At 67.1% G+C, this 24,659-nt stretch carries 24 protein-coding genes and 1 tRNA gene; 10 read left to right on the top strand and 15 right to left on the bottom strand.

Features of this window, described 5'->3' with window-relative positions; translation table 11 throughout:
- Positions 1-212 precede the first annotated feature (212 nt).
- A complete protein-coding gene (locus BLR75_RS17385) occupies positions 213-1,133 on the bottom strand; it encodes a FecR family protein (RefSeq protein ID WP_084311726.1) in 921 nt (306 codons plus the stop codon).
- Positions 1,130-1,660: a sigma-70 family RNA polymerase sigma factor gene (locus BLR75_RS17380; RefSeq protein ID WP_084311727.1), complete on the bottom strand. Its 531-nt coding sequence runs from the start codon at positions 1,658-1,660 to the stop codon at positions 1,130-1,132. The genes BLR75_RS17385 and BLR75_RS17380 overlap by 4 nt, the downstream gene beginning before the upstream one ends.
- Before the next feature lie 193 nt (positions 1,661-1,853).
- Between BLR75_RS17380 and dctP the strand changes: the two genes are divergently transcribed.
- The 4 genes from dctP (at position 1,854) to chrA (ending at position 6,137) form a co-directional block, all read left to right on the top strand.
- Entirely contained in the window at positions 1,854-2,849 is a 996-nt protein-coding gene (gene dctP / locus BLR75_RS17375) for a C4-dicarboxylate TRAP substrate-binding protein DctP (protein ID WP_084311728.1), read from the top strand.
- A 60-nt stretch (positions 2,850-2,909) separates the two neighbouring features.
- Entirely contained in the window at positions 2,910-3,542 is a 633-nt protein-coding gene (locus BLR75_RS17370; RefSeq protein WP_084311729.1) for a TRAP transporter small permease, read from the top strand.
- Complete coding sequence (dctM, locus tag BLR75_RS17365) at positions 3,539-4,822, top strand: C4-dicarboxylate TRAP transporter large permease protein DctM (protein ID WP_084311730.1); 1,284 nt, start codon at positions 3,539-3,541, stop codon at positions 4,820-4,822. The genes BLR75_RS17370 and dctM overlap by 4 nt, the downstream gene beginning before the upstream one ends.
- Positions 4,823-4,934: 112 nt before the next feature.
- Positions 4,935-6,137 carry a chromate efflux transporter gene (chrA, locus tag BLR75_RS17360; protein WP_084311731.1) on the top strand — a complete coding sequence of 401 codons (1,203 nt, stop codon included), beginning with the start codon at positions 4,935-4,937 and terminating at the stop codon, positions 6,135-6,137.
- Between the two features lie 321 nt (positions 6,138-6,458).
- Here the strand turns inward: chrA and BLR75_RS17355 are convergent, their stop codons facing one another.
- From BLR75_RS17355 to BLR75_RS17315, 9 genes are all read right to left on the bottom strand, one after another.
- Positions 6,459-7,157 carry an anaerobic ribonucleoside-triphosphate reductase activating protein gene (locus tag BLR75_RS17355; protein WP_084311732.1) on the bottom strand — a complete coding sequence of 233 codons (699 nt, stop codon included), beginning with the start codon at positions 7,155-7,157 and terminating at the stop codon, positions 6,459-6,461.
- Positions 7,154-7,300 carry an anaerobic ribonucleoside-triphosphate reductase gene (gene nrdD / locus BLR75_RS27265; RefSeq protein ID WP_024766965.1) on the bottom strand — a complete coding sequence of 49 codons (147 nt, stop codon included), beginning with the start codon at positions 7,298-7,300 and terminating at the stop codon, positions 7,154-7,156. The genes BLR75_RS17355 and nrdD overlap by 4 nt, the downstream gene beginning before the upstream one ends.
- A 39-nt stretch (positions 7,301-7,339) precedes the next feature.
- Positions 7,340-9,361 (bottom strand): ribonucleoside triphosphate reductase, encoded by a 2,022-nt coding sequence (locus BLR75_RS17345; RefSeq protein WP_084311733.1) that lies wholly within the window; start codon positions 9,359-9,361, stop codon positions 7,340-7,342.
- A gap of 318 nt (positions 9,362-9,679) precedes the next feature.
- Positions 9,680-9,755 (bottom strand) — tRNA-Phe (locus BLR75_RS17340).
- Positions 9,756-9,862: 107 nt separating this feature from the next.
- A complete protein-coding gene (locus BLR75_RS17335) occupies positions 9,863-10,135 on the bottom strand; it encodes an oxidative damage protection protein (RefSeq protein WP_084311734.1) in 273 nt (90 codons plus the stop codon).
- Positions 10,132-11,199: an A/G-specific adenine glycosylase gene (gene mutY / locus BLR75_RS17330; protein WP_084311735.1), complete on the bottom strand. Its 1,068-nt coding sequence runs from the start codon at positions 11,197-11,199 to the stop codon at positions 10,132-10,134. Before mutY ends, BLR75_RS17335 begins: the two co-directional genes overlap by 4 nt.
- Positions 11,196-13,430, bottom strand: coding sequence for an AsmA family protein (locus BLR75_RS17325; RefSeq protein WP_084311736.1), 2,235 nt, complete (start codon positions 13,428-13,430; stop codon positions 11,196-11,198). Before BLR75_RS17325 ends, mutY begins: the two co-directional genes overlap by 4 nt.
- Before the next feature lie 61 nt (positions 13,431-13,491).
- Positions 13,492-14,592 (bottom strand): NAD(P)/FAD-dependent oxidoreductase, encoded by a 1,101-nt coding sequence (locus BLR75_RS17320; protein ID WP_084311737.1) that lies wholly within the window; start codon positions 14,590-14,592, stop codon positions 13,492-13,494.
- A 3-nt stretch (positions 14,593-14,595) separates the two neighbouring features.
- A complete protein-coding gene (locus BLR75_RS17315) occupies positions 14,596-14,994 on the bottom strand; it encodes an acetyl-CoA sensor PanZ family protein (RefSeq protein ID WP_084311738.1) in 399 nt (132 codons plus the stop codon).
- A 154-nt stretch (positions 14,995-15,148) separates the two neighbouring features.
- On the opposite strand from BLR75_RS17315, the gene hisB reads away from it, so the two are divergent.
- From hisB to BLR75_RS17285, 6 genes are all read left to right on the top strand, one after another.
- Entirely contained in the window at positions 15,149-15,742 is a 594-nt protein-coding gene (gene hisB, locus BLR75_RS17310) for an imidazoleglycerol-phosphate dehydratase HisB (protein WP_015479330.1), read from the top strand.
- Positions 15,742-16,380, top strand: coding sequence for an imidazole glycerol phosphate synthase subunit HisH (hisH, locus tag BLR75_RS17305; RefSeq protein WP_084311739.1), 639 nt, complete (start codon positions 15,742-15,744; stop codon positions 16,378-16,380). The genes hisB and hisH overlap by 1 nt, the downstream gene beginning before the upstream one ends.
- 3 nt (positions 16,381-16,383) lie before the next feature.
- The gene (locus BLR75_RS17300; RefSeq protein WP_084311740.1) at positions 16,384-16,644 is read left to right on the top strand and encodes a DUF2164 domain-containing protein; all 261 of its coding nucleotides are present in this window, start codon (positions 16,384-16,386) and stop codon (positions 16,642-16,644) included.
- 36 nt (positions 16,645-16,680) lie between these two features.
- On the top strand, positions 16,681-17,418 hold the full coding sequence (gene hisA / locus BLR75_RS17295; protein WP_084311741.1) for a 1-(5-phosphoribosyl)-5-[(5-phosphoribosylamino)methylideneamino]imidazole-4-carboxamide isomerase: 738 nt from the start codon (positions 16,681-16,683) through the stop codon (positions 17,416-17,418).
- Positions 17,419-17,530: 112 nt separating this feature from the next.
- Positions 17,531-18,301 (top strand): imidazole glycerol phosphate synthase subunit HisF, encoded by a 771-nt coding sequence (hisF, locus tag BLR75_RS17290; protein WP_084311742.1) that lies wholly within the window; start codon positions 17,531-17,533, stop codon positions 18,299-18,301.
- Positions 18,302-18,504: 203 nt separating this feature from the next.
- Complete coding sequence (locus BLR75_RS17285) at positions 18,505-19,260, top strand: substrate-binding periplasmic protein (protein WP_084311743.1); 756 nt, start codon at positions 18,505-18,507, stop codon at positions 19,258-19,260.
- Between the two features lie 318 nt (positions 19,261-19,578).
- On the opposite strand, the gene BLR75_RS17280 is transcribed toward BLR75_RS17285, so the two are convergent.
- From BLR75_RS17280 to gpmI, 4 genes are all read right to left on the bottom strand, one after another.
- A complete protein-coding gene (locus BLR75_RS17280) occupies positions 19,579-20,355 on the bottom strand; it encodes a divergent polysaccharide deacetylase family protein (RefSeq protein ID WP_084311744.1) in 777 nt (258 codons plus the stop codon).
- Between the two features lie 3 nt (positions 20,356-20,358).
- Positions 20,359-21,675 (bottom strand): S41 family peptidase, encoded by a 1,317-nt coding sequence (locus tag BLR75_RS17275; RefSeq protein ID WP_084311745.1) that lies wholly within the window; start codon positions 21,673-21,675, stop codon positions 20,359-20,361.
- Positions 21,676-21,702: 27 nt separating this feature from the next.
- On the bottom strand, positions 21,703-22,989 hold the full coding sequence (locus BLR75_RS17270) for a murein hydrolase activator EnvC family protein (RefSeq protein ID WP_084311746.1): 1,287 nt from the start codon (positions 22,987-22,989) through the stop codon (positions 21,703-21,705).
- Between the two features lie 116 nt (positions 22,990-23,105).
- Positions 23,106-24,641, bottom strand: a complete 1,536-nt coding sequence (gpmI, locus tag BLR75_RS17265; protein WP_084311747.1) for a 2,3-bisphosphoglycerate-independent phosphoglycerate mutase — start codon at positions 24,639-24,641, stop codon at positions 23,106-23,108.
- Positions 24,642-24,659: the final 18 nt, after the last annotated feature.

The raw sequence follows: 24,659 nt of genomic DNA, 5'->3' as shown, positions 1-24,659 counted from the left end.
AATTCCGTGTTTTGCCTTCAATGACCGGGCTCGAAGGAAATCGGGCAGTGCCCATGGGAAATTTTTCCGTTTGCACGCGTATGGGCGCCGCTGTAGGAGCGAGCTTGCTGGCCGGCGACGGGAAAGAGCTTCGCGAGCAAGCCCGCTCCTACAGGGGCTGTCGGCTTTCGTAGGGCGGATAACGTTCCACGTTATCCGCCGATACCCACACCTCAGCGCGGCACCACCCGCACCAGATAAGCGCTGTGCCGCTCCAGGCGGATCGGCAGGCTCGCCTCCAGCAGGCGCAGCGCCGCATCGCTGTCGGCAAGCGGCAGCACGCCGGTGAAGCGCAGGCTTTCCAGCGCGTCGCCGGACGACCAGATCAGCCCATGCCGATGCCGCTGCAGTTCCGCCAGCACCTCGCCCAGCGGCCGGTCGTGGAACACCAGCTGGTTGCGCGACCAGGCCGCGGTTTCCGCCGTCACCGCTTCCACCGGGCCGATACGTCCGGCGTCGAAGCGCGCCTGCTCGCCGGCATTCAGCGTCTGCACGGCGTCGGCGCTGCTGACGCTGACCTTCGATTCGAGCACCGCCGCGCGGCTGCCGTCGTCGTCCTGGCGCACCAGATAGCGGGTGCCGAGCGCGCGCACTTCGCCGTCGCGGTCGCTGATCAGGAACGGCCGGCCGAGCGGATCGCGGCGCACCTCGGCCAGCACCTCGCCGGCAACCAGTTCGATGCGCCGCTGCCGGCCGTCGTAACGGATGTTCACCGCGGAATTGCTGTTCAGCATGAGGTAGCTGCCGTCTTCCAGTTCGATCCGGCGGATTTCGCCGCTGCCGCTGCGCTGGTCGGCCAGCCACGGACGCACCGCCGGCGCCTGGCCGAGCAGCAGCAACGCGGGAATCGCCAGCGCCAGGGCGAGCGCCACGGCGCGCGGCGGCCGGCGTTTCGGCGCCGGCTGCAGGGCCTGCCAGAGGCGCTGGATCTGCTCGAACACCTGCGCGTGGCGTGGATCGGCGCCGCGCCAGGCTTCGAATTCGGCGAGGGTCTGCGCCGAGGAATCCTCCAGGCGCAGCAGCCAGTCGGCGGCCTCTTCGCGGATGCGGCCAAGCTCGGATGGAAGGTGGCCGGCTGGAGAGTGCCCGCTCATGCGCCATCCCCCTCGGCCAGAGCGTCGTAGAGGCGGCCGTGCAGGTGTGCCAGGGTCTTCGCCAGGTACTGCTTCACACTGCTTTCGGAAACCTGCAGATGGCGGGCGATCTCGGCGTAGGAACAGCCCTCCAGCCGCGCCATCAGGAAGGCCGTGCGCGGCTTGGGCTCCAGTTCCTCCAGCAGGAGCAGCAGCACCTTGCCGAGCAGATGGTGCTGGGCGGCGATGCGTTCGGGACTCCGCTCGTCCTGCTGCTCCATCAGCAGCGCCATGCTGCGCAGGGTTTCCTCCTCCACGCGGCGCCGGTGGTAGTGGTTGATCAGCAGGCGGTTGGCCGCCACCAGCAGGTAGGCGCGCGGTTCCTGCAGCTGCGCCAGGTCATCCTTGCCGAGCAGCCTGGCGAAGGTGTCGTGGGCGGCGTCCGCCGCGTTGTCCGGGCAGCCGAGCTTCTTGCGCAGCCAGCCGAACAGCCAGCCGTGGTGGCTGCGGTAGAGCGCGGCGAGCGGGGAGGCGGGCGGAGCGGACACGATGCGGACCTCTGGCGGGAGCGGCGTGCGAAATAATAAGGACTCGCATTTGAGAATGCATGCATTTCCTTTTGGGAACGGAATCTCCCCGAGCGCCTAGACTTGCTCCTGTCTCTGCAACCAGCGACGAGCGGTGCCGGCCCGTCAGGAGTGCGACGTGGGCGGCCAGCGATAACAAGAAGAGGACCCACCAATGTCGAAAGCATTTCTCAAGGGGCTGGGCTGTGCCCTGCTGATGAGCCTGGCCGGCCTGGCGCAGGCAGCCGATCCCATCGTGATCAAGTTCTCCCACGTCGTGGCCGAGCACACGCCGAAGGGCCAGGGAGCGCTGTTGTTCAAGAAGCTTGCGGAGGAACGCCTGCCCGGCAAGGTGCGGGTGGAGGTGTATCCCAACTCGTCGCTGTTCGGCGACGGCAAGGAGATGGAGGCGCTGCTGCTCGGCGACGTGCAGATCATCGCCCCGTCGCTGGCCAAGTTCGAGCAGTACACGAAGAAGCTGCAGCTGTTCGACCTGCCGTTCCTGTTCGATGACCTGGCGGCCGTGGACCGCTTCCAGAAGAGCGCCGAAGGCCGCGCCCTGCTCACTTCGATGCAGGACAAGGGCATCACCGGTCTGGACTATTGGCACAACGGCATGAAGCAGCTCTCGGCGAACAAGCCGCTGCGCGAGCCCAAGGACGCCCGCGGCCTGAAGTTCCGCGTGCAGGCTTCGGCGGTGCTCGAGGAGCAGTTCAAGGCGGTACGCGCCAATCCGCGCAAGATGAGCTTCGCCGAGGTCTACCAGGGGCTGCAGACCGGCGTGGTCAATGGCGCCGAGAACCCCTGGTCGAACATCTATTCGCAGAAGATGCACGAGGTGCAGAAGTACATCACCGAGTCCAACCACGGCCTGCTCGACTACATGGTCATCACCAACACCAAGTTCTGGAACGGCCTGCCGGACGACGTGCGCACGGAGCTGACGAAGATCATGGAGGAGGTCACCGTGGAGGTGAACCGGCAGGCCGATGCCCTCAACCAGGGGGACAAGCAGCGCATCATCGAGGCCAGGACCAGCGAGATCATCGAACTCACTCCCGAGCAGCGGGCCATGTGGCGCGACGCCATGAAGCCGGTATGGAAGAAGTTCGAAGGGGAGATCGGCGCCGACCTGATCAAGGCCGCCGAAGCGTCCAACAAGGCGATGTGATCCGCCGGCGGCCGGCCCCGGCTGGAGCCGGCCGCGGCCCCTATCCGGGAGATGCCAACGATGAGCGCATTGCGGCGCGTCTGGGAGCACTTCGAGGAAGGCTTCATCGCCTTCCTCCTGGCGGCGATGACGCTGGTGACCTTCGTCTACGTCGTCCTCAACAACCTCTACAGCGTGTTCTACAGCCTGGCCGACCACTGGGAAGGCGCCAGCGAGACGTTCCTGGCCATCGGTGACGCGATCCTCGCCATGGCCCAGGCGATGACCTGGAGCAACGCGCTGACCAGGGCCCTGTTCGCCTGGCTGATCTTCTTCGGCCTGTCCTACGGCGTGCGGGTCGGTGCGCATATCGGCATGGACGTGCTGGTCCGGCTCTTCGGGCGGCCGTTGCAGAAGATCATCGGCGTGATCGCCTGCCTGCTCTGCCTGGGCTATGCCGGCCTGCTCTGCGTCGCCAGCTTCGAGTGGATGCAGACCCTGTTCGTCGCCGCCATCGGCGCCGAGGATCTCGGGCACTTCGGTGTCCAGCAGTGGCACATCGGGCTGATCGTCCCGCTGGGCTTCGCCCTGATGTTCATTCGTTTCGCCGAGATACTGGTGCGCATCCTGCGCAACCGCCAGACCGGCCTCGGCCTTGCCGACGAGGCAGCCGAAGCGCTGGAGCTCGCCAGGGAAACGGAGGAACGGAAATGACCATCGCCTTCCTCTTCCTCCTGCTGTTCCTGCTCATGTTCATGGGCGTACCCATCGCCATTTCCCTCGGGCTGTCCGGCGCGCTGACGATCATGCTGTTCAGTCCCGACTCGGTGCGCTCGCTGGCGATCAAGCTGTTCGAGACGTCCGAGCACTACACCCTGCTGGCGATCCCGTTCTTCCTGCTGGCCGGGGCCTTCATGACCACCGGCGGCGTGGCGCGGCGCCTGATCGACTTCGCCAATGCCTGCGTCGGGCATATCCGCGGCGGCCTGGCCATCGCCGCGGTGCTGGCCTGCATGCTGTTCGCCGCGCTCTCCGGCTCGTCGCCGGCCACGGTGGCGGCGGTGGGCTCCATCGCCATCGCGGGAATGGTGCGTTCCGGTTATCCACAGGCGTTCGGCGCCGGCATCATCTGCAACGCCGGCACCCTCGGCATCCTCATCCCGCCGTCGATCGTCATGGTGGTCTACGCCGCCGCCACCGAGACCTCGGTGGGCCGGCTGTTCATCGCCGGCGTGGTGCCGGGGCTGGTACTCGGCGTGGTGCTGATGGTCGCCATCTACCTGGTGGCGGTGAAGAAGCAGCTGCCGGCCATGCCGCGAGCCTCCCTGCGCGAACTGCTGGACTCCGGGCGCAAGGCCCTGTGGGGGCTGCTGCTGATGGTGATCATCCTCGGCGGCATCTACTCCGGCATGTTCACGCCGACCGAGGCGGCGGCCGTCGCGGCGGTCTATTCGGCCTTCATCGCGCTGTTCGTCTACAAGGACATGAGCCTGCGCGAGGCGCCGAGGGTGCTGCTGGATTCGGCGCGGCTGAGCATCGTGCTGATGTTCATCATCGCCAACGCCATGCTGTTCGCCCATGTGCTGACCACCGAGCAGATTCCCCAGGCCATCACCGCCTGGGTGATCGAGGCCGGTCTCACGCCGGTGGCCTTCCTGCTGATGGTGAACATCGTGCTGCTGATCGCCGGCGCCTTCATGGAGCCGTCGGCGATCATCCTGATCCTCGCGCCGATCCTGTTCCCCATCGCCACGAAACTGGGGATCGACCCGATCCATCTGGGCATCATCATGGTGGTGAACATGGAAATCGGCCTGGTCACGCCGCCGGTGGGCCTGAACCTGTTCGTCTCCTCGGCGATCACCGGCATGCCGCTCGCGGCGACCATCCGCGCCGCCATGCCCTGGCTGCTGATCCTGCTGCTGTTCCTGGTCCTGGTCACCTATGTGCCGTGGCTCTCGCTGGCGCTGCCGAACTGGCTGCAGATGAGCTGAGCGTGCCCTTGCCGTCCAGGCGCCCCGGCTGGAGCGTAGCGCAGCGGTCACGCGGATGCTCCAGGATGGGGCGCCGCGCGCTCGACTGCGTTCCAGGAGACTCCCCATCGCCATGTCCTTCGACGACGATCACCCGCCCGCCAGTGCCTGGCAGGTCTTCCTCATCTTCCTGCGCCTGGGCTGCATTTCGTTCGGCGGGCCGGTCGCCCATCTCGCGTTGTTCCGCGACGAGTTCGTGCGTCGGCGAGGATGGCTGGGCGAGCGCGATTACGTCGAACTGGTCGCGCTCTGCCAGTTCCTCCCCGGCCCGGCCAGCAGCCAGGTGGGCATGGCGCTGGGTATGTCGCGCAGGGGATACAGGGGCGCGCTGGCGGCGTGGGCGGGATTCACCCTGCCGCCGGCCGTGCTGCTGATCTGCCTCGCCCTCGGCGTGGCGGCGGCGGGGCAGGCGCTGCCCGATGGACTGGTGCACGGCCTGAAGCTGGTCACCGTCGCGGTGGTCGCCCAGGCGGTCTGGGCGATGGCGCGCAGCCTGTGCCGGGGCTGGCAGCGCCTGGCGCTGATGGCGGGATCGGCGCTGGTCCTGCTGCTCTGGCCCTTCCCGCTGAGCCAGTTGCTGGTGATGGCCGCCGCCGGGCTGATCGGCTGGCGCTGGTTGCAGAGCCCCGGCGTGACGTCCGGCGACTCCCTGGCGATCGGCCGCGGACGCAAGGCGGGGCGGTGTTTCCTCGGCCTGTTCTTCCTCCTGCTGGCCGCCCTGCCGCTGGCCGCGCGCCTGTGGCCGCAGCCGGAACTGGCCGCCTTCGACGCCTTCTACCGCACCGGCTCGCTGGTCTTCGGCGGCGGCCATGTGATGCTGCCGTTGCTGCAGGCGGAAGTGGTCGGCCGCGGCTGGCTGGACAGGGACATCTTCCTCTCCGGCTACGGCGTGGTGCAGGCGCTGCCGGGGCCGCTGTTCGCCTTCTCCGCCTACGTCGGCACCGCCCTGCAGAACGACGCCGGCGGCTGGAGCGGCGGGCTGCTGTGTCTTGTGGCGATCTTCCTGCCGGCCTTCCTCCTGCTTGCCGGCGCGCTCCCGCTGTGGAGCCGCCTGCGCACCAACCCCTCCGCCCAGGCGGCGCTGGCCGGAGTGAATGCGGCGGTGGTGGGTCTGCTGCTGGCGGCGCTGTACCGCCCGGTGTGGACCAGCGCGGTGTTCGGTGTGGGCGACTTTCTCTTCGTCCTGCTGGCGCTGGCCGCGCTGCTCAGTGGACGGTTGCCGGCGTGGGCGGTGGTGGTTGTGGGTGGGGTGGGGTATTGGCTGGTGCAGGGGTGAAACTCGGCTACGCAATGGGATCAGAAATGAAACCTGCTCCCGCCAATGCCTGAACGACTCCGCGAAGCAGGTAGCTCTGGCTGAGCCCCAGCGTGTACTGGTCCACCAGGAGCGAGTCGAAGGAGGGGGTCAGCAGTGCCAGGTCGTGATACTTGAAGGATGGCATGTCGGATTATCTCGAAATCCAGATTTCGTTATTTAGAAAATAGAATCTGGAGGTCCCGTACTACAGGGCATGCTGCAGAAATGAAGAAGAGTTTATTTGGAATTCAGAGCTTTCCGTATCTCAAACTCGGCTAATTCGGACGGCCGCAGTTCCGCTCATGCATCGCGCAACTCGAAGTTGGGGAACAGGCGCTCCAGGCTGCGCCAAAGGGCTGGAGCTTCATCCGGCGTCGGGGCAAGCTCGAGGTCGGGATCGAGCTGGTGGGTCGCACGCGCCAGCTGCACCGCGAAACGCTCCACGCCCATTTCCCGCAGGCGTCGGGCCAGGCGCCAGAGACGCTCCACATCGAATAGCTGCCAATGGACGGTGGTCCGGCACTCGTGCGCCACGCCGCTCTCCAGCAGCAGTTCCAGGCTGCGCCAGTTGGCTGCGCCGCTGCCTTTCACGCCGGTGATCGATGCGACGTCCCCCGCCAGCGCCTTGACGTCGAAGCCGACCCAGTCCGTCCGCGGCAGTGCCTGGGCCAGCGCTCGCGGATTGATTCCCGCGCTGTGCAGGCCGACGCGGAAGCCCAGTTCGCGCACCCTGTCCATGGCGCCGGGAAGTGCGGCCTGGAGCGTCGCCTCGCCGCCGCTGAAGACCACGGCCTGCAGCAGGCCGCGGCGGCGCTGGAGGAATGCGAGCACCTCCGGCCAGGCGATTTCCCCGGCGCCCCGGGCGGGGATCAGCTGCGGGTTGTGGCAGTAGCGGCAACGCCAGGCGCAGCCCTGGCAGAACAGTACGCAGGCCAGCAGCCCCGGGTAGTCGAGGGTGGTCAGGGGCACCAGGCCCCCGACCCTGAGCATGGCGCTCATCGCGTCTCGCGGAAGTGGCGACGTTCGCGGTGCTCGGACTGCTTGCCGGCGTTGAAGGCGGACACCGGGCGGTGATAGCCCATCACGCGGGTCCAGACTTCGCAGCGCTGGCGCTGGCTTTCGGGCAGTTGGTTCGCGGTCATCGGTAGTGCTCCTTTTGCGTGGATGAAAGTGAAGAAGGGTCAGCCGCCACAACCGCCGCAGCAGCTCCTGCTGGCGGCTTTCTGCAGCGCGGCCTCGTCGCACCTGGGGCAGAACTCGTGCTCGCCGGCCAGGTAGCCGTGCACCGGGCAGATGGAGAAGGTCGGGGTCACCGTCAGATAGGGCAGGCGGAAGCGTCCGAGGGCGGTGCGCACCAGCGTCTTGCAGGCCTCGGCGCTGGATATGCGCTCGGCCATGTACAGGTGCAGCACGGTGCCGCCGGTGTACTTGCACTGCAGGGCGTCCTGCAGCTCCAGCGCCTCGAACGGGTCGTCGGTGAAGCCCACCGGCAACTGCGAGGAGTTGGTGTAGTAGGGCGCGTCCGGCGTGCCGGCCTGGAGAATGTCCGGGTGGCGCTTGCGGTCCTCGCGGGCGAAGCGGTAGGTGGTGCCTTCGGCGGGCGTGGCTTCGAGGTTGTAGAGGTGTCCGCTGTCTTCCTGGAAGCCCACCAGCCGCGCGCGCACATGGTCCAGCAGCTCCAGCGCCATCCGCCGCCCGGCCTCGGTATGCAGGCCTTCGCGGTCGTCGGTGAAGTTGCGCAGCATCTCGTGCAGGCCGTTCACGCCGATGGTGGAGAAGTGATTGCGCAGGGTGCCCAGGTAGCGCCTGGTGTAGGGATAGAGGCCGGCGTCCATGTGCTGCTGGATCACCTTGCGCTTCACCTCCAGGCTGTCGAAGGCGAGCTCCAGCAGATGGTCCAACTGGCGATGGAGGCCAGCGAGATCGCCGCGATGGCGGTAGCCCAGGCGCGCGCAGTTGATGGTCACCACGCCCAGCGAGCCGGTCTGTTCCGCCGAGCCGAACAGGCCGTTGCCGCGCTTGAGCAATTCGCGCACGTCCAGCTGCAGGCGGCAGCACATGGAGCGCACCTGGTTGGGCTGCATGTCCGAGTTGAGGAAGTTCTGGAAGTAGGGCAGGCCGTAGCGCGCGGTCATTTCGAAGAGGCGCGTGGCGTTGTCGCTGTCCCAGGGGAAGTCGTGGGTGATGTTGTAGGTCGGGATCGGGAAGGTGAATACCCGGCCGTGGGCGTCGCCGGCCTGCATCACCTCGATGTAGGCGCGGTTGATCAGGTCCATCTCGGCCTGCAGCTCGCCATAGGCGAAGGGCATCTCCTCGCCGCCGACGTAGGGAATCTGCTCGCGCAGGTCCTCCGGGCAGACCCAGTCGAAGGTCAGGTTGGTGAAGGGCGTCTGGGTGCCCCAGCGCGACGGCACGTTGAGGTTGTAGATGAACTCCTGGATCGCCTGGCGCACCTCGTCATAACCGAGGTTGTCCTTGCGCACGTAGGGCGCGAGGTAGGTATCGAAGGAGCTGAAGGCCTGGGCGCCGGCCCATTCGTTCTGCAGGGTGCCGAGGAAGTTGACCATCTGCCCCAGGGCGCTGGACAGGTGCCTCGGCGGCCCGGCCTCGACCCGCCCCGGCACACCGTTCAGGCCCTCGTTGAGCAGGGTGCGTAGCGACCAGCCGGCACAGTAGCCGGCGAGCATGTCGAGGTCGTGGATGTGCAGGTCGGCCTCGCGGTGGGCGATGGCGATGCCCTGGCTGTACACCTCGTCCAGCCAGTAGTTGGCGGTGACCTTGCCCGACACGTTGAGGATCAGCCCGCCGAGGGAATAGCCCTGGTTGGCGTTGGCGCGCACCCGCCAGTCTTCCCGCGACAGGTACTCGTTCATCGACGCGGCGACGTCCACCAGCGTCTTGCGCTCGCGGCGAAGGCGGCCGTGGCGTTCGCGGTAGACGATGTAGGCGCGTGCGGTGGGGTAGTGCCCGGCCTCCATCAGCACCCGTTCGACGACGTCCTGCACCTGCTCGATATCCAGGCTCGCTTGTGCTGGCAGGCGCTCCAGCACGGTGCCGGCCAGGTCCTGCGCGTGCCGCTCGCCGAACTCGCCGCTGGCTTGCCCGGCTGCAGCGATGGCGCGCCGGATCTTGCCGGGATCGAATGCGACCTCGAGGCCATTGCGTTTGCGCAGGGATATGGGAAGGGGATGGGAGGTGGTCATCTGGCGTCCTTACACAACATGATGTGTTTGTTGGATGTTATTCCAACAAGATGTTGTGGAATTTAGCGATGGCCTCGGGAGGAAGATTGACTTCTGTCAATGCTTGTCGGCTTGCGGGCGGGCCAATGGAGGTATTGACCGATCCTGCCGCGCTGGCGCCCTGGGCTGGTGCAGGGACTTTTCGATGGCCGAACTGGCGGTACCCTCAAAATGCCCTGAACTGACAGATGCCGGAAAAAATCCAGACAACAAAAAACCCGCACTAGGCGGGTTTCTTGAGACTTTCGGGTGGTTTTGGCACCACCTGAAAGTTGAAGGTGGTGCCCAGGGACGGAATCGAACCGCCGACACGGGGATTTTCAATCCCCTGCTCTACCAACTGAGCTACCTGGGCGACGGGGCGCATTAAAAGGGTTTTGCAGGGGGGTGTCAAGCGCGCCGTGAAAAAATTTTTCAGTTAATACCGAAACTTAGGTCCGGTTTCGACGAGTGAGGGTTCCTTCACTCGCTCGGCGGAACGTAGCCCTCGGCCTTGGCGTACTCCTCGCCGGAGAGGAACTTGTCCATCTCGGCCTGGAGGAACTTGCGGTCGTCGGCGTTCATCATGTTCAGCCGGCGTTCGTTGATCAGCATGGTCTGGTGCTTCTGCCACTCGTCCCAGGCTTTCTTCGAGACGTTGTTGTAGATGTCCTCGCCCTTGGGGCCGGGGTAGGGCGGGCGGTCGAGGCCGGGCAGTTCTTCTTTGTACTTGCGGCACATCACCAGTCGGGTCATGGCATTTCTCCTGCTTTCAACGCGTCGGCTGCCCGTTTGAGCAGCTTTTTCACCGGAGCGGCGAGGCCGAGTCGCGGTGGGGTGGCGAGGTTATACCAGAGCCAGTCGGCCTCGGCCACGGCGGGGGCGGCGCTTTCCACGCGCACCAGCCAGGGCCGGATGGCCAGCTGGAAGTGGCTGAAGGTGTGGGTCAGGCCGGGTAGTTCGTGGCGTTCGCCGAGGTCGAGGGAATGGCGTTCGGCGAAGGGGGCGAGATCGGCCAGGTCGTCCATTTCCGGCAGGCTCCACAGTCCGCCCCAGAGGCCGGTGGATGGCCGGCGATAGAGCAGGATGGCGCCGTCGCGGTTGGCCAGGATCGGCATCAGCGTCTGCTTCTGCGGCAGGGCCTTGCGCGGCTTGGGCACCGGGAAGTCGCTCTCGCGGCCGAGCAGGTGGGCGCGGCAGCCCTCGCGCAGCGGGCAGAGCAGGCAGCTCGGCCGGGTGCGGGTGCAGAGGGTGGCGCCGAGGTCCATCATCGCCTGGGTGTAGTGGTTGACCCGCGCGTGCGGGGTGAAGCGTTCGGCGGCGTCCCATAGCTGCTTCGCCACCTTCGGTTCGCCCGGATAGCCGTCGGCGGCCAGATAGCGGGCCAGCACGCGCTTGACGTTGCCGTCGAGGATCGGTGCGCGCAGGCCCATGGAGATGCTGGCGATGGCGCCGGCGGTGGAGCGGCCGATGCCGGGGAGTTCGGCGAGCTGCTCGACGTCGCGGGGGAATTCGCCGCCGTGCTGCTCGACCACCCGCTTCGCGGTCTTGTGCAGGTTGCGCGCGCGGCTGTAGTAGCCGAGCCCGGTCCACAGGTGCAGGACCTCGTCCTCCGGCGCGGCGGCCAGGTCGCGCACGCTGGGCAGCGCGTCCATGAAGCGGTCGTAATAGCCCATCACGGTGCCGACCTGGGTCTGCTGCAGCATGATTTCCGAGACCCATACGCGGTACGGGTTGATGTCCCGTTGCCAGGGGAGGTCATGGCGGCCGTGGCGGTCGAACCAGTCGAGCACGGCGGTGTGGAAGCGTTCCGGCGTCATTCTTTCTTGAACAGCCCTTTGAGTGCGTCTTTGAGCTCCGGACTGACCTTGTCGCCGAGCTTCTCTTCGATCTTCTGGTTCAGCTTCTGGCCGGCCAGCTGCGCGGCGATCTTGCCGAGGCCGTCCTGGTCCAGGCGGCAGGCCTTGGCGCCGAGTTCCAGCGGGCCGCGGCAGCGCAGCGGCCAGGAGATGCCGACGTAGCGCGGGTTCACCTGGCAGGCCGGGTCGGGCATGTCGCTCTTGTCGCCTTCGATGATCACGCCGACGCGGTAGTCCATGCCGAGCACGCGCAGGTCGATGTCGCCGTCGGCGTTGACCGTCAGGCCGGGGATGCTGGCCTTGAGGTCGGGGTTGCTGGCGACGCCGTTGCGGAAGGTGAGATTGCCCTTGAGCTCGCGGAACGGCGTGTCCTTGCCGCCGTGGGGCGCGCTCAGGGACTTGCGGTTGAGGGTGGCGATACCCTGGCAGAGCTGCTGCTCCAGGTTGGCGTTGAGCAGCACGCCCTTGTTCAGGACGAAGCGGGCGGTGCCGTTGAGATTGTCGATCCAGGCTTTCTGGCTGTTGCCCTGGGTGGTGATGTTGCTGTCCAGGTCGAGCAGGCCGGTGAGCGGCGGCTTCTGTCCCTGGGATTCGAGGAGGCGCTCCACCGGCACGTTGTCGATGTGTTTCTGCGCGCTGAGCAGCGCCACGTCCTGGCGCACGTCGAGGCTGGCCTTGGCGTTGAAGCGGCCGTCGTAGAGGTCGCCGCGCATGTCCTGCAGCTCCAGCTGGCCGCCGCGGCCCTGCAGCTTGAGGCTGGCGTCGGTGATCGGCAGCTTGTCGAGGGTCAGCTGGCCGATGTTCAGGGCGACGTCCAGGTCCAGCGCGCGCAGGCGGGCGATGGGCAGGACCGCCGCGTCGCTCCAGGCCTGCTGGGTCGGCGCGTTGGGCAGCGGGGTGTTGCCCTGGGTGGCGCTGGCGACGGTGGCGTCGACTTCGGCCTTGCGGTTGATGCTGGTGGCTTCCTGGGCCTTCACTGCCTTCGCTGGCAGGTAGCGGTCGAGGTTCAGGCGGTCGCCGTTGAGCTGCACGCGCAGGGCCTGCCTGGCGATGTCGGTGATCGCCAGGTTGCCGCTGAAGGTGCTGTCGTCGAGCTTCAGCTTGAGGTCGCCCAGCTCGATGCTGTTGCGCGTGCCGCCCAGGCGGGTGGACAGCTCGACCTTGCCGAGGGTGCTGTTGTCGGCCATGGCCGGCAGCGTCTGGCCGAGGCCTTCGAGGAATTCGCGCAGGTTGAACTGGGCGATGGACAGGCCGCCGTCGAACTTCGGCTGCTTGTCCAGTTCGCGCGCCTTCAGTTCGCCGATGGCGCGCAGCTGGTTGATCGACAGCTTCAGGCCGTGCCATTCGGCGATCTGCGCGGCCTGGTCGACCAGCAGCTGGCCCTGGGCGGCGAAAGTCGCGGTCTTGCCCTGCAACTGGTCGCCGGAGGCCTCGCCGGAGAGCTTGGCGTCCTCCAGCTGGTAGCGCTTGAGCGCGCGGTCGAAGCGCAGGTTGCCGGTCAGCTCGGTGCGCGCGCGCACCACCGGCTGGTTGGTGCCGAGGTAGGCGCTGAGCTTGAGCGGTATGCTGCGGCCCTCGCGGATGCGCCCGGTGGAGAGGTCGATACCTTCGACGCTGTAGCGCTTGCCGCTCTGCTCGTCGGTGTAGTCGATGCGCGAGTTCTTCACGCTCAGGCTGTCGATGTCCAGGGCCAGCGCCTCGCGGGGGTCGCCGGGGGGCGGTGGGGGCGTCTCGCTGCTGCCGGGTTGCGGCGCTGGCGCCGGTGCCGGGGCGCCGTCGGCCGGTTGCGCCGGCTTGCCGATGTTTTCCCAGTTGCCGGCGCCGTTCCTGTCGCGGGTCAGTGTGAGGGTCAGGCCGTCGACGCGGATGTCGCTCATCTGCACCTGCCTGCGCAGCAGCGGCAGCACGCGGACCGAGAAGCCGAGCAGCTGGGCGTCGGCGAACGGCTGGTCCGGCGCCTGCAGGGTGGCGACGCTGGTGTCGTGCAGTTCCAGGCCGAGCCAGGGGAACAGGCTCCAGCCGATGTCGCCGCGTAGGTTCAGTTCGACGTTGGCCTTGTCGCGGGCGAGCTGGCGGATTTCGTCCTTGTAGTCGTTCGGGTCGAAGAAGTGGGTGAGGATGAAGCCCCCTGCGACGACTGCCAGAAGCAGGACGAGCAGCACGATGCCCAGGATTTTGCCGAACGCTTTCATGGACGGATCCTTGTTCAGACGGCGAATGAGATAGCCGGGAAGTATATCAATGTGATGGCCGTCAACAGGCCGCGGCGACACGCTCGGCGATCGCCAGGCTGGCGGTCAGCCCCGGTGACTCGATGCCGAACAGGTTGACCAGGCCTGGCAGGCCATGGTCTTCCGGGGTTTGGATGAGGAAGTCGGCCGCGGGTTCCCCGGGGCCGGCCAGTTTGGGCCGGATGCCACTGTAGCCGGGCTGCAGGCGGGCGGCGTCGAGGCCCGGGAAATAGCGGGCGATGGCCGTGGCGAAGGCGTCCCGCAGCTGTTCGTCGACGCGATAGTCGATGGCGTCTAGATAGCGCACGTCGGGCCCGAAGCGCAGCTGCCCGGCGAGGTCGAGGGTGGCGTGGATGCCGAGACCGGCGGTGTTGGCTTCCGGCATCGGGTAGATCAGGTGGTGGAACGGCGAGCGCCCGGCGTAGGTGAAGTAGCGGCCCTGGCACAGGTGCAGAGGCGGCGCGCCGGCCAGTCCGGCGGTCGCTCCGGCCAGTTGTTGGGCGAACAGGCCGCCGGCATTGATTACCCGTTCGGCCTTCAGCGTGAAGGGCTCGCCAACGCTGGAGCCTTCGGCGATCCAGCCATCCGCCGTGTGTTGCAGGCGGTCGATGCGGGTATCCAGGACCAGTTGCGCGCCTTTCCTTTCGGCTTCGCCGAGCAGCGATTGCAGGTAGGCGTGGCTGTCGACGATGCCGGTGCTTGGCGAGAGCAGGGCGGCGACGCCCCGTACGGCCGGCTCCAGGGAATGCAGGCGGGCGGCATCGATTTCCTGCAGGTCATGCACACCACAGGCCGCGGCGTTGACGGCGAGGCTGTCCAGCTTGGCGCGCTCGGCGTCCTCCACCGCCACCAGCAGCTTGCCGATGCGTTGGTGCGGCACGTCGTGGGCGGCGCACCAGGCGTACAGGCGTTCGCGGCCTTCCAGGCAGAGTTCGGCCTTCAGCGAGCCGGGCGTGTAATAGAGGCCGGCGTGGATGACTTCGGAATTGCGACTGGATGTGTGGCTGCCGATCAGGCGTTCCTGTTCGACCACCAGCACGCTGCGAGCGGGATCGGCCAGGCGCGCGGCGCAGGCCAGGCCGAGCGCGCCGGCGCCGACGATCAGCAGGTCTACGCCGTCCATTCCTCAGTCCTGCTCCAGTTGCAGGTGCGCCCGGGCGGCCAGCGCCTGGGCTTCCAGATGGCCGGATGGCGCGCGCAGCAGCAAGGGTTTGCCGGCTTCGCTGGCGAGGCGCCTGCTCTCGTCGAGCAGACGCTGGCCGACGCCGCGCCCGCGGGTGACCTTGCGCACGCACAGGCGCGACAGGCGCCAGGCGTCGTCGTCGAGTTCCAGCCAGGCGGCACCGAGCAGGCGGTCGTTGAAGCGTCCGCCGAGCAGCCGGCCTTCGCGCAGCCCGGCCTCCACCAGCGCGGGCGCGTCGGCATGCGGTGCGAGCAGCCAGTCCGGGGCGTCGGCGTAGATCTTCAGCAGGTCCTGGCGGTCCTGTTCGGTGGGCTGGACGAGCGTTTCGACGATCACGGGCATGGCGGCTTCCTCGGCGTGGGCCGGCAAGTGTAAGTAAGGCGAGGGCGTCGAGGCCAGCCGGCCGACCGTCGCCCGTAGCCGCAGAAGGCCCGTCGCGCCTATAATGCCGGCCCTTTTCTTATAATTACGTGCAGTGTTAGCTGTGGAGCTGGTGATGGCCGAACGCAAGGCATCCGTCGCGCGCGACACCCTGGAAACCCAGATCAAGGTTTCCATCGACCTGGATGGAACGGGCAAGGCCCGCTTCGATACCGGGGTTCCCTTCCTCGAGCACATGATGGACCAGATCGCCCGCCACGGCCTGATCGACCTGGACATCGAGTGCAAGGGCGACCTGCATATCGACGACCACCATACCGTCGAGGATATCGGCATCACCCTCGGCCAGGCCTTCGCCAAGGCCATCGGCGACAAGAAGGGCATCCGCCGCTACGGCCATGCCTACGTGCCGCTGGACGAGGCGCTGTCGCGCGTGGTGATCGATTTCTCCGGCCGCCCCGGCCTGCAGATGCACGTGCCGTTCACCCGCGCCAGCGTCGGCGGCTTCGATGTCGACCTGTTCATGGAGTTCTTCCAGGGCTTCGTCAACCACGCCAACGTGACCCTGCACATCGACAACCTGCGCGGGCACAACACCCACCACCAGATCGAGACCGTGTTCAAGGCCTTCGGCCGCGCGCTGCGCATGGCCATCGAGCTGGACGAACGCATGGCCGGGCAGATGCCGTCGACCAAAGGGTGTCTGTGATGCAGACGGTAGCCGTCATCGACTATGGCATGGGCAACCTGCACTCGGTGTCCAAGGCGCTGGAGCACGTGGGCGCCGGCCGGGTGCTGGTGACCAGCGACGCTGCGGTGATCCGCGAGGCCGACCGCGTGGTGTTCCCCGGCGTCGGTGCGATCCGCGACTGCATGGCCGAGATCAAGCGCCTGGGTTTCGACACGCTGGTGCGTGAAGTCAGCCAGGACCGCCCGTTCCTCGGCATCTGCGTCGGCATGCAGGCGCTGCTGGAGCACAGCGAGGAGAACGACGGGGTCGACTGCATCGGCCTGTTCCCCGGCCAGGTGCGCTTCTTCGGCAAGGATCTGCACGAGGACGGCGAACACCTGAAGGTCCCGCACATGGGCTGGAACCAGGTCTCGCAGAGCGTGGCGCACCCGCTCTGGCACGACATCCCGGACAACGCGCGCTTCTACTTCGTGCACAGCTACTACATCGAGGCGGGCAATCCGCGCCAGGTCGCCGGTCGCGGCCACTATGGCGTCGACTTCGCCGCCGCGCTGGCCGAGGGCTCGCGCTTCGCCGTGCAGTTCCACCCGGAAAAGAGCCACACCCACGGCCTGCAGCTGCTGCAGAACTTCGCCGCCTGGGACGGGCGCTGGTAAGCCATGGCGCGCCAGAAGGACAAGCCGGCCATCCTCGAACTCGACGGCGCCCAGCGCCAGAGCGCGGCGCGGGCCATCCAGCGCTTCCTCGAAGATCGGTTCGAGCTGGATGTCGGCTCCTTCGAGGCCGAAGAGGCGCTGGATTTCTTCATGCGCGAGTTCGGCCCGCTGTTCTACAACAAGGCGATCCTCGACGTGCAGACGCACCTGAAGGACAGGTTCGAAAGCATCGAGAGCGACTTGTGGGCGCTCGAAAAGAGCTGACCCTCCCGATTTCAATGACGTGAGCAGGTTCAACCGATGCTGATCATTCCCGCTATCGATCTGAAAGACGGCGCCTGCGTGCGCCTGCGCCAGGGCCTGATGGAAGATGCCACCGTCTTCTCCGACGACCCGGTGGCCATGGCCGCCAAGTGGGTGGAGGGCGGTTGCCGCCGCCTGCACCTGGTTGACCTGAACGGCGCCTTCGAAGGCAAGCCGGTCAATGGCGAGGTGGTCACCGCCATCGCCAGGCGCTACCCGGACCTGCCGATCCAGATCGGCGGCGGCATCCGCTCGCTGGAAACCATCGAGCACTACGTCCGCGCCGGCGTCAGCTACGTGATCATCGGCACCAAGGCGGTCAAGCAGCCGGAATTCGTCGGCGAAGCCTGCCGCGCCTTCCCGGGCAAGGTGATCGTCGGTCTCGACGCGAAGGACGGCTTCGTCGCCACCGACGGCTGGGCCGAAGTCAGCGAAGTGCAGGTGATCGACCTGGCCAGGCGCTTCGAGGCCGATGGCGTCTCGGCGATCGTCTACACCGACATCTCCAAGGACGGCATGATGCAGGGCTGCAACGTCGAAGCCACCGCCGCCCTGGCCCGCGCCACGCGCATCCCGGTGATCGCTTCCGGCGGCATCCACAACCTCGGCGACATCCAGAAACTGCTGGATGCGAAGGAGCCGGGCATCGTCGGCGCCATCACCGGCCGGGCGATCTATGAAGGCACGCTGGACGTCGCCGAGGCCCAGGCGCTGTGCGACAGCTTCAAGGGCTGATTCGAACGTAGGGTGGGTTATCCGCGCAGCGGCGTAACCCACCGATGAGGGTATCGGGTGGCGAGTCAGCATGGGTATCGCTGCGCTCCACCCATCCTACGGAAGCAAAGACATGGCACTGGCAAAACGCATCATCCCCTGCCTCGACGTGGACAACGGCCGCGTGGTGAAGGGCGTCAAGTTCGAGAACATCCGCGACGCCGGCGACCCGGTGGAAATCGCCCGCCGCTACGATGAGCAGGGCGCCGACGAGATCACCTTCCTCGACATCACCGCCAGCGTCGATGGCCGCGACACCACCCTGCATACCGTCGAGCGCATGGCCAGCCAGGTGTTCATTCCGCTGACCGTGGGCGGCGGCGTGCGCACCGTGCAGGACATCCGCAACCTGCTGAATGCCGGCGCGGACAAGGTGTCGATCAACACCGCCGCGGTGTTCACCCCGGAATTCGTCGGCGAGGCTGCCGCGCGCTTCGGCTCGCAGTGCATCGTCGTCGCCATCGACGCCAAGAAGGTCTCCGCGCCGGGCGAAACCCCGCGCTGGGAAATCTTCACCCACGGCGGCCGCAAGCCCACCGGGCTCGACGCAGTGGAATGGGCGAAGAAGATGGAAGGCCTGGGCGCCGGTGAAATCCTCCTCACCAGCATGGACCAGGACGGCGTGAAGAGCGGCTACGACCTCGGCGTGACCCGCGCCATCAGCGAGGCGGTGGGCATTCCGGTGATCGCTTCCGGCGGCGTCGGCAACCTGCAGCACCTGGCCGACGGCATCATCGAGGGCAAGGCCGACGCGGTACTGGCGGCGAGCATCTTCCACTTCGGCGAGTACAGCATCCCCGAAGCCAAGGCCTATATGGCCAGCCGCGGCATCGTCGTGCGCTGAGCATGATCTGCTGCGCGTCGGCATAACTGCGTCGAGCGCCTGCTGCCCGTCGGCATGACGGGCTCACGCACGATTCTGGCATTTTCTGCACAGCGGAGTGGGTGGCAATCGGCTACTCTGCTGCGCTGTGTGCGGGGTTTTTCTGGCGTCAAACTTGCGTCACTCCGCGCGATCCCGAAATCCAGGAAACCAGGAAGATGCCAATGCTGAAACGCATTCTGCTTGCGTGCGTGAGTTGTACCTTGTTGCTGTCCGCCGGGGCGCGAGCCGAAATCTCTCCCGACTACAGCATGGTCCTGCTGACCGAAAACTTCCCGCCCTACAACATGGCGATCAACGGGAAGAACTTCGCCCAGGAAGACAATATCGACGGCATCGCCGTGGATATCGTGCGGGAAATGTTCAGGCGCGCCGGGATCAAGTACAGCCTGACCCTGCGCTTCCCCTGGGATCGCATCTACAAGCTGGCGCTGGAGAAGCCCGGCTACGGCGTGTTCGTCACCGCCCGGCTGCCCGAGCGCGAGGCGTCGTTCAAATGGGTCGGCCCGATCGGTCCGGACGACTGGGTGCTGCTGGCCAAGGGCGACAGCACCATCAGCGTGGGGAGCCTGGACGAGGCCAAGCAGTACAGGATCGGCGCCTACAAGGGCGATGCCATCGCCGAATACCTGGGCAAGCGCGGCTTCGATCCGGTGCTGGCGCTGCGCGACCAGGAAAACGCCAGCAAGCTGGACAAGGGCCAGATCGACCTCTGGGCCAGCGGCGACCCGGCCGGCCGCTACCTGGCCAGGCAGGAAGGCGTGACCGGCCTGAAGACCGTGCTGCGCTTCAACAGCGACCAGCTCTTCCTGGCGCTGAACCGCGAGACTCCGGACGAGGTGGTGAAGAAGCTGCAGGACACCCTCGACCAGATGCGCGGCGAAGGCTTCGTCGACGATGTGCTGAACAGCTATCTCTGAGGCCGGAAAGCGCCCGGCTACAGACCGATGCAGGGCGCGTGAAACCCGCCGGGGCCCAATGGCGGGTTGCGCCCGCCCTACACACTACGCACGCTCCTGCGCCCACCGGCGATGCCGATCCTGTAGGAGCCCAGCTTGCTGGCGATCAGCCGTGTCTGCCGGCGGCTTGTCGGTTGCCGGTGAATCCGGGATCGCCAGCAAGCTGGCTCCTACAGGTTCCTGCCAGTCCAGGCGTAGGGTGGAAATCCGCGAAGCGATTTCCACCATTACGGCCGAGGCGGTGGACAGGAAAAGCGACGTCCACCCAGCAGTGCCGTCTCATCGATAAACCCCATCCTTGCCATGCGCCGCCATCGCCCGGTTGCCGCGTTCGGCGATCAGCGGCAGCGGGTCGATCAGTTCGATGCCCAGCGCCTTCAGCTTCGGCACCTCGCGCTCCAGCACGGCGAGGGTGGCGGGGCGCGGATGGCCGATCAGCACTGCCGAGCCCTGCCGCCGCGCCAGCGCGATGCCCAGTTGCAGCTGACGCGCCACGGCTTCCTCGCTCGGGTCGTCGTCCAGGAACACATCCCGCGACAGGCTCGCCAGCCCGTCCTTCTGCGCCTCGGCGGCGGCCACGGTGGCGGCGCTGGTGCGGCTGTCGAGGAAGAACAGGTGGCGCTGCTGCAGGGTCTGCATCAGCCAGTCCATCGCCGGGCGCTCGGCGGTCATGCGGCTGCCTTCGTGATTGTTCACGCCCTGCACGAAAGGCACGGCGGTTAGCGCAGCGTCGAGCCGGCGCAGCAGTTCCTCGCGGGGCAGTCCGGGACGCCAGGCGAAGGCGCCGCCGGCCGGGTCCATGGGCATGTGCAGCAGCACCGTGTGCCCGCGCTGGTGCGCCTCGTGCGCTACCGTCGCGGCGTGCGGAGTGTCCGGCAGGATGGCGGTGGCGATGCGGGGCGACAGCTGGAGGACGCGGCGGTCGCGTTCGAGGTTCTGCCCCATGTCGTCGATGACGATGGCGAGCAGGGGCGGATGGCTGGGCGCCGGGGCGGCCGGCGCCTGGCAGGACAGCGCGCCCAGGCACAGGCCGAACAGCAGCCGCGCCAGGCGCATCGGTCAGTTGTTGCCGCGGCTGACGCTGAGTCCCTTCAGCAGGCTGAGAGCCTGGCTCAACTGGTAGTCGCTGTCCTGCGGACGCGGCTGGTCGCCGGCCTTGCCGGCGGTGGTCGGGCGATCCGCGCCGCCGTTGCCGTTGGACAGGTGGCCCTGCAGGTCGGCTTCCTTGAAGCCTTCGAAATCGCTCTGCTCGCGGGTGAGCTTGGCGCGTTCCACCTCGATGTCCGGGACGATGCCCTGGGCCTGGATCGAGCGGCCGTTGGGCGTGTAGTAGAGCGCGGTGGTGAGCTTCAGGGCGCGGTCGTTGTTCAGCGGCAGCACGGTCTGCACCGAGCCCTTGCCGAAGCTGTCGGTGCCCATGACGATCGCGCGCTTCTGGTCCTGCAGGGCGCCGGCGACGATTTCCGCCGCCGAGGCGCTGCCGCCGTTGATCAGCACCACCACCGGCACGCCTTCGCTGGGGTCGGACGGGTCGGCGGAGAAGCGCAGCTCGGAGTTGGCGATGCGACCCTTGGTGTAGACGATCAGCCCCTTGGTGAGGAAGGAGTCGGCCACTTCCACCGCGGACTGCAGCACGCCGCCCGGGTTGTTGCGCAGGTCGAGGACCATGCCCTTGAGCTTGCCGTTGTTGTCCTTGCGCAGCTTGCCCAGCGCCTTGACCACTTCCTCGCCGCTGTTGACCTGGAACTGGGTGATGCGCAGGTAGCCGTAGTTCGGTTCGAGGATCTGGCTCCTGACGCTCCGGACCTTGATGATCGCGCGCTTGAGCTCGACGTCGAACGGCCGTCCGCCGCCGCGCACGATGGTCAGGGTGATCGGCGAGCCGGGCTTGCCGCGCATGCTGTCCACCGCCTCGTTCATCGACTGGTCCTTGGTCGGCTTGCCGTCGATCTTGATGATCAGGTCGCCGGGCTGGATGCCGGCCCTGGCCGCCGGGGTATCGTCGATGGGCGAGACCACCTTGATGAAGCCGTCCTCGGTGCCGACTTCCACGCCCAGGCCGCCGAACTCGCCGCTGGTGCTTTCCTGCAGCTCGGCGAATTCCTCCGGGTCGAGATAGGCCGAGTGCGGGTCGAGGTTGCTGAGCATGCCCTTGATGGCGTTTTCCAGCAGGGTCTTGTCGTCCACCGGTTCGACGTAGGCGGCCTTCACCCGGTCGAGGACTTCGGCGAAGGTGCGCAGCTCGTCCAGCGGCAGCGGCGCCTCGCGGCCATCGCCGGCGGGCGCGGCGGATTGCGCGGCCGGAGCGGCGAGCAGGGAGCCGCTACCCAGCAGCAACGCCAGGGCCAGGGTGGTGAGACGGAAGCAATGCGACATGTTTGGCTCCTAAGGCGTGTCCGCCGCTTATCCCTGCGTGCGGCACCAGGTAGTGGGGTCCGCCGGGCGACCCTGGTGGCGAATGGCAAAGTATACCGCCGGGGAGCTCTGTCCGCCGCTGGCGCCAACCGTGGCGATGGGCTCGCCGGCCTTCACCGTGTCGCCGGCGTCCTTCAGCAGGCTCTGATTGTGACCGTAGAGGCTGAGGTAGCCGCCGCCGTGGTCGAGGATCACCAGCAGCCCGGCGCCGCGCAGCCAGTCGGCGAACACCACGCGGCCGCCATGCACGGCGCGCACCGTGCTGCCGGCGGCTGCGCCGATCAGTACGCCGTCCCAGGTGGCGCGGGGATCGTCGCCGCGCGGGCTGCCGAAGCGCGCCAGCACGCGGCCGTCGACCGGCCAGGGCAGCTTGCCGCGGGCGGCGCCGAAGGCCCCGCCGAAGCTCGTGCCGGCGCTGGAAACCAATGGACCGCTGTAGTCGGCGCGAGGTTTCTTCGCCGCCGATGAGCTGCTGGCCAGCTCGCGGTCGCGGCGCGCGCGTTCGCGCTCCGCGGCCAGGGCGCGCTGGCGCGCTTCCTCGGCTTCGCGGGCCTGGCGCGCGAGGGTTTCCTCGATGGTCCTGAGTACCTTGGCCAGTTCCGCCTGGTCCTGCTGGCGGGCCTGGAGCTTCCTGTTGCCGTCGCCGTATTCGCTGTTGAGCTTGGCCAGCGCTTCCTGATGCTTCTGGCGCACCTCGGCGAGTTCCGCGCGGCGCGCTTCGAGGCTGTTCTGCTGTTCGAGCTGCTGGCTGTTCTGCGCGGCGATTTCCTGCTCGACGTTGCCCAGCTGGCGCAGGGTCTCGTTGTAGGCGGAAATCTGTTCGAGGCGGGCGCGGTTGAGGTAGTCGTAGTAGGTGAGGGTGCGGCTGAACTTTTCCGGATGTTCCTGGTTGAGCAGCAGCTTGAGGTATTCCTCGCGGCCGCTCTGGTAGGCCGCGCGCGCCTGGATGGCGATCAGGCGCTGCTGCTCAAGGCGCGCGCCCTGGAGTTTTTTTTTCTCCCCGTCGAGCCGCTGCAGCTCCTCTTCGCTCTGCTTGAGCTGCTCCTGCAGGGCCTTGATCTGCTTCTCCAGATCGCCCATCTGCGTCTCGGTGGACTTGAGCTGCTTCTGTACCCCGGACTTCTCTTCCTGGATGGCGCTGAGCGTCTTCTTCAGCTCGGCGACGTCCTTCTTGGTCTGTTCGAGTTGGCGCTGGGTGTCGCTACGTTCGTCGGCGACGGCGGCGAACGGGCTCAGCAGGCAGATCAGCAGCAGGGAGGAGAGGGCACGATGCATGGGGTGGCGGGCACCTGGATTCGGGACCGGACTAGTATGCCCGCCCCGGCGGCCAAAAAGAAACGCCCCAGGCCGCGTGGCATGGGGCGTTTCCCGGTTGTGGCGCTGCCTGTGGATCAGTCCGGGCGGACGATCGAGGTGCCGGTCATTTCCGCCGGCACCGGCAGGCCCATCAGGGTCAGCATGGTCGGCGCCACGTCGGCCAGCACGCCGCCTTCGCGGATGCTCAGCTTGCGCTTGCCGACATAGACGAACGGCACCGGCTCGCAGGTGTGCGCGGTGTGCGCCTGGCCGGTCATCACGTCTTCCATCTGCTCGACGTTGCCGTGGTCGGCGGTGATCAGCGCTTCGCCGCCGACCTTGTCCAGCGCCTCGACGATGCGGCCGACGCAGGTGTCCAGCGCTTCCACGGCCTTCACCGCGGCCTCGAACACGCCGGTGTGGCCGACCATGTCGCCGTTGGCGTAGTTGACGATGATCACGTCGAAACGCTGGTTCTCGATGGCCTCGACGATCCGGTCGGTGACTTCCGGCGCGCTCATTTCCGGCTGCAGGTCGTAGGTGGCGACCTTCGGCGACGGGATGAGGATGCGTTCCTCGCCCTCGAACGGCTCTTCGCGGCCGCCGGAGAAGAAGAAGGTGACGTGGGCGTACTTCTCGGTCTCGGCGATGCGCAGCTGGGTCTTGCCGTTCTTCGCCAGGTATTCGCCGAGGACGTTGTCCAGGGATTCCGGCTTGAACGCGCTGGGCGCCGGGATGCTCGCGGCGTACTGGGTCAGCATGACGAAGCCGGCCATGTTCAGCTCGCGCTGGCGCTGGAATTCCTTGAAGCCCGGCTCGACGAAGGCGCGCGACAGCTCGCGGGCGCGGTCGGCGCGGAAGTTCATGAAGATCACCGCGTCGCCGTCTTCCACCTTCACCGGCTCGCCGATGCGGGTCGCCTTGACGAACTCGTCGCTCTCGCCGCGCTCGTAGGCGGCGGCCAGGCCTTCGACGGCGCTGGCGGCGGTGAATTCGGCCTGGCCTTCGGTGATCAGGTTGTAGGCGGCTTCGACGCGGTCCCAGCGGTTGTCGCGGTCCATGGCGAAGTAGCGGCCGATCAGGCTGGCGGTGCGGCCCTTGCCGAGGCGGGCGAAGGTCTCGTCCATCAGCCTGATGGAGGACTCGGCGCTCTTCGGTGGGGTATCGCGGCCGTCGAGGAAGGCGTGCAGGTAGATATTCCCGGCGCCGCGCTGGGCGGCCAGCTCGGCCATGGCGACCAGGTGGTCCTGGTGGCTGTGCACGCCGCCGTCGGAGAGCAGGCCCATGAAGTGCACGGCCTTGCCGGCGGCCACGGCCTTGTCGACCGCCGCGGTGATTTCCGGATTGCTGAAGAACTCGCCGTCGCGGATCGCCTTGGTCACGCGGGTGAAGTCCTGGTAGACGACGCGGCCGGCGCCGAGGTTCATGTGGCCGACCTCGGAGTTGCCCATCTGGCCGTCGGGCAGGCCGACGTCCATGCCGCTGCCGGAAATCAGGCCGTGCGGCTGGGTAGCCAGCAGGCGGTCCCAGTTCGGCTTGTTGGCGGCGTGGATGGCGTTGTATTCGGGGGAATCGCTATGGCCGAAGCCGTCCAGGATGATCAGGACCAGGGGTTTGGGCGATGCAGGCATGTACGGCTCTTTCCTAAA

The organism is Pseudomonas jinjuensis (assembly GCF_900103845.1).
Taxonomy (GTDB): domain Bacteria; phylum Pseudomonadota; class Gammaproteobacteria; order Pseudomonadales; family Pseudomonadaceae; genus Pseudomonas; species Pseudomonas jinjuensis.
This window is presented reverse-complemented; position numbering and strand designations above follow the sequence as displayed.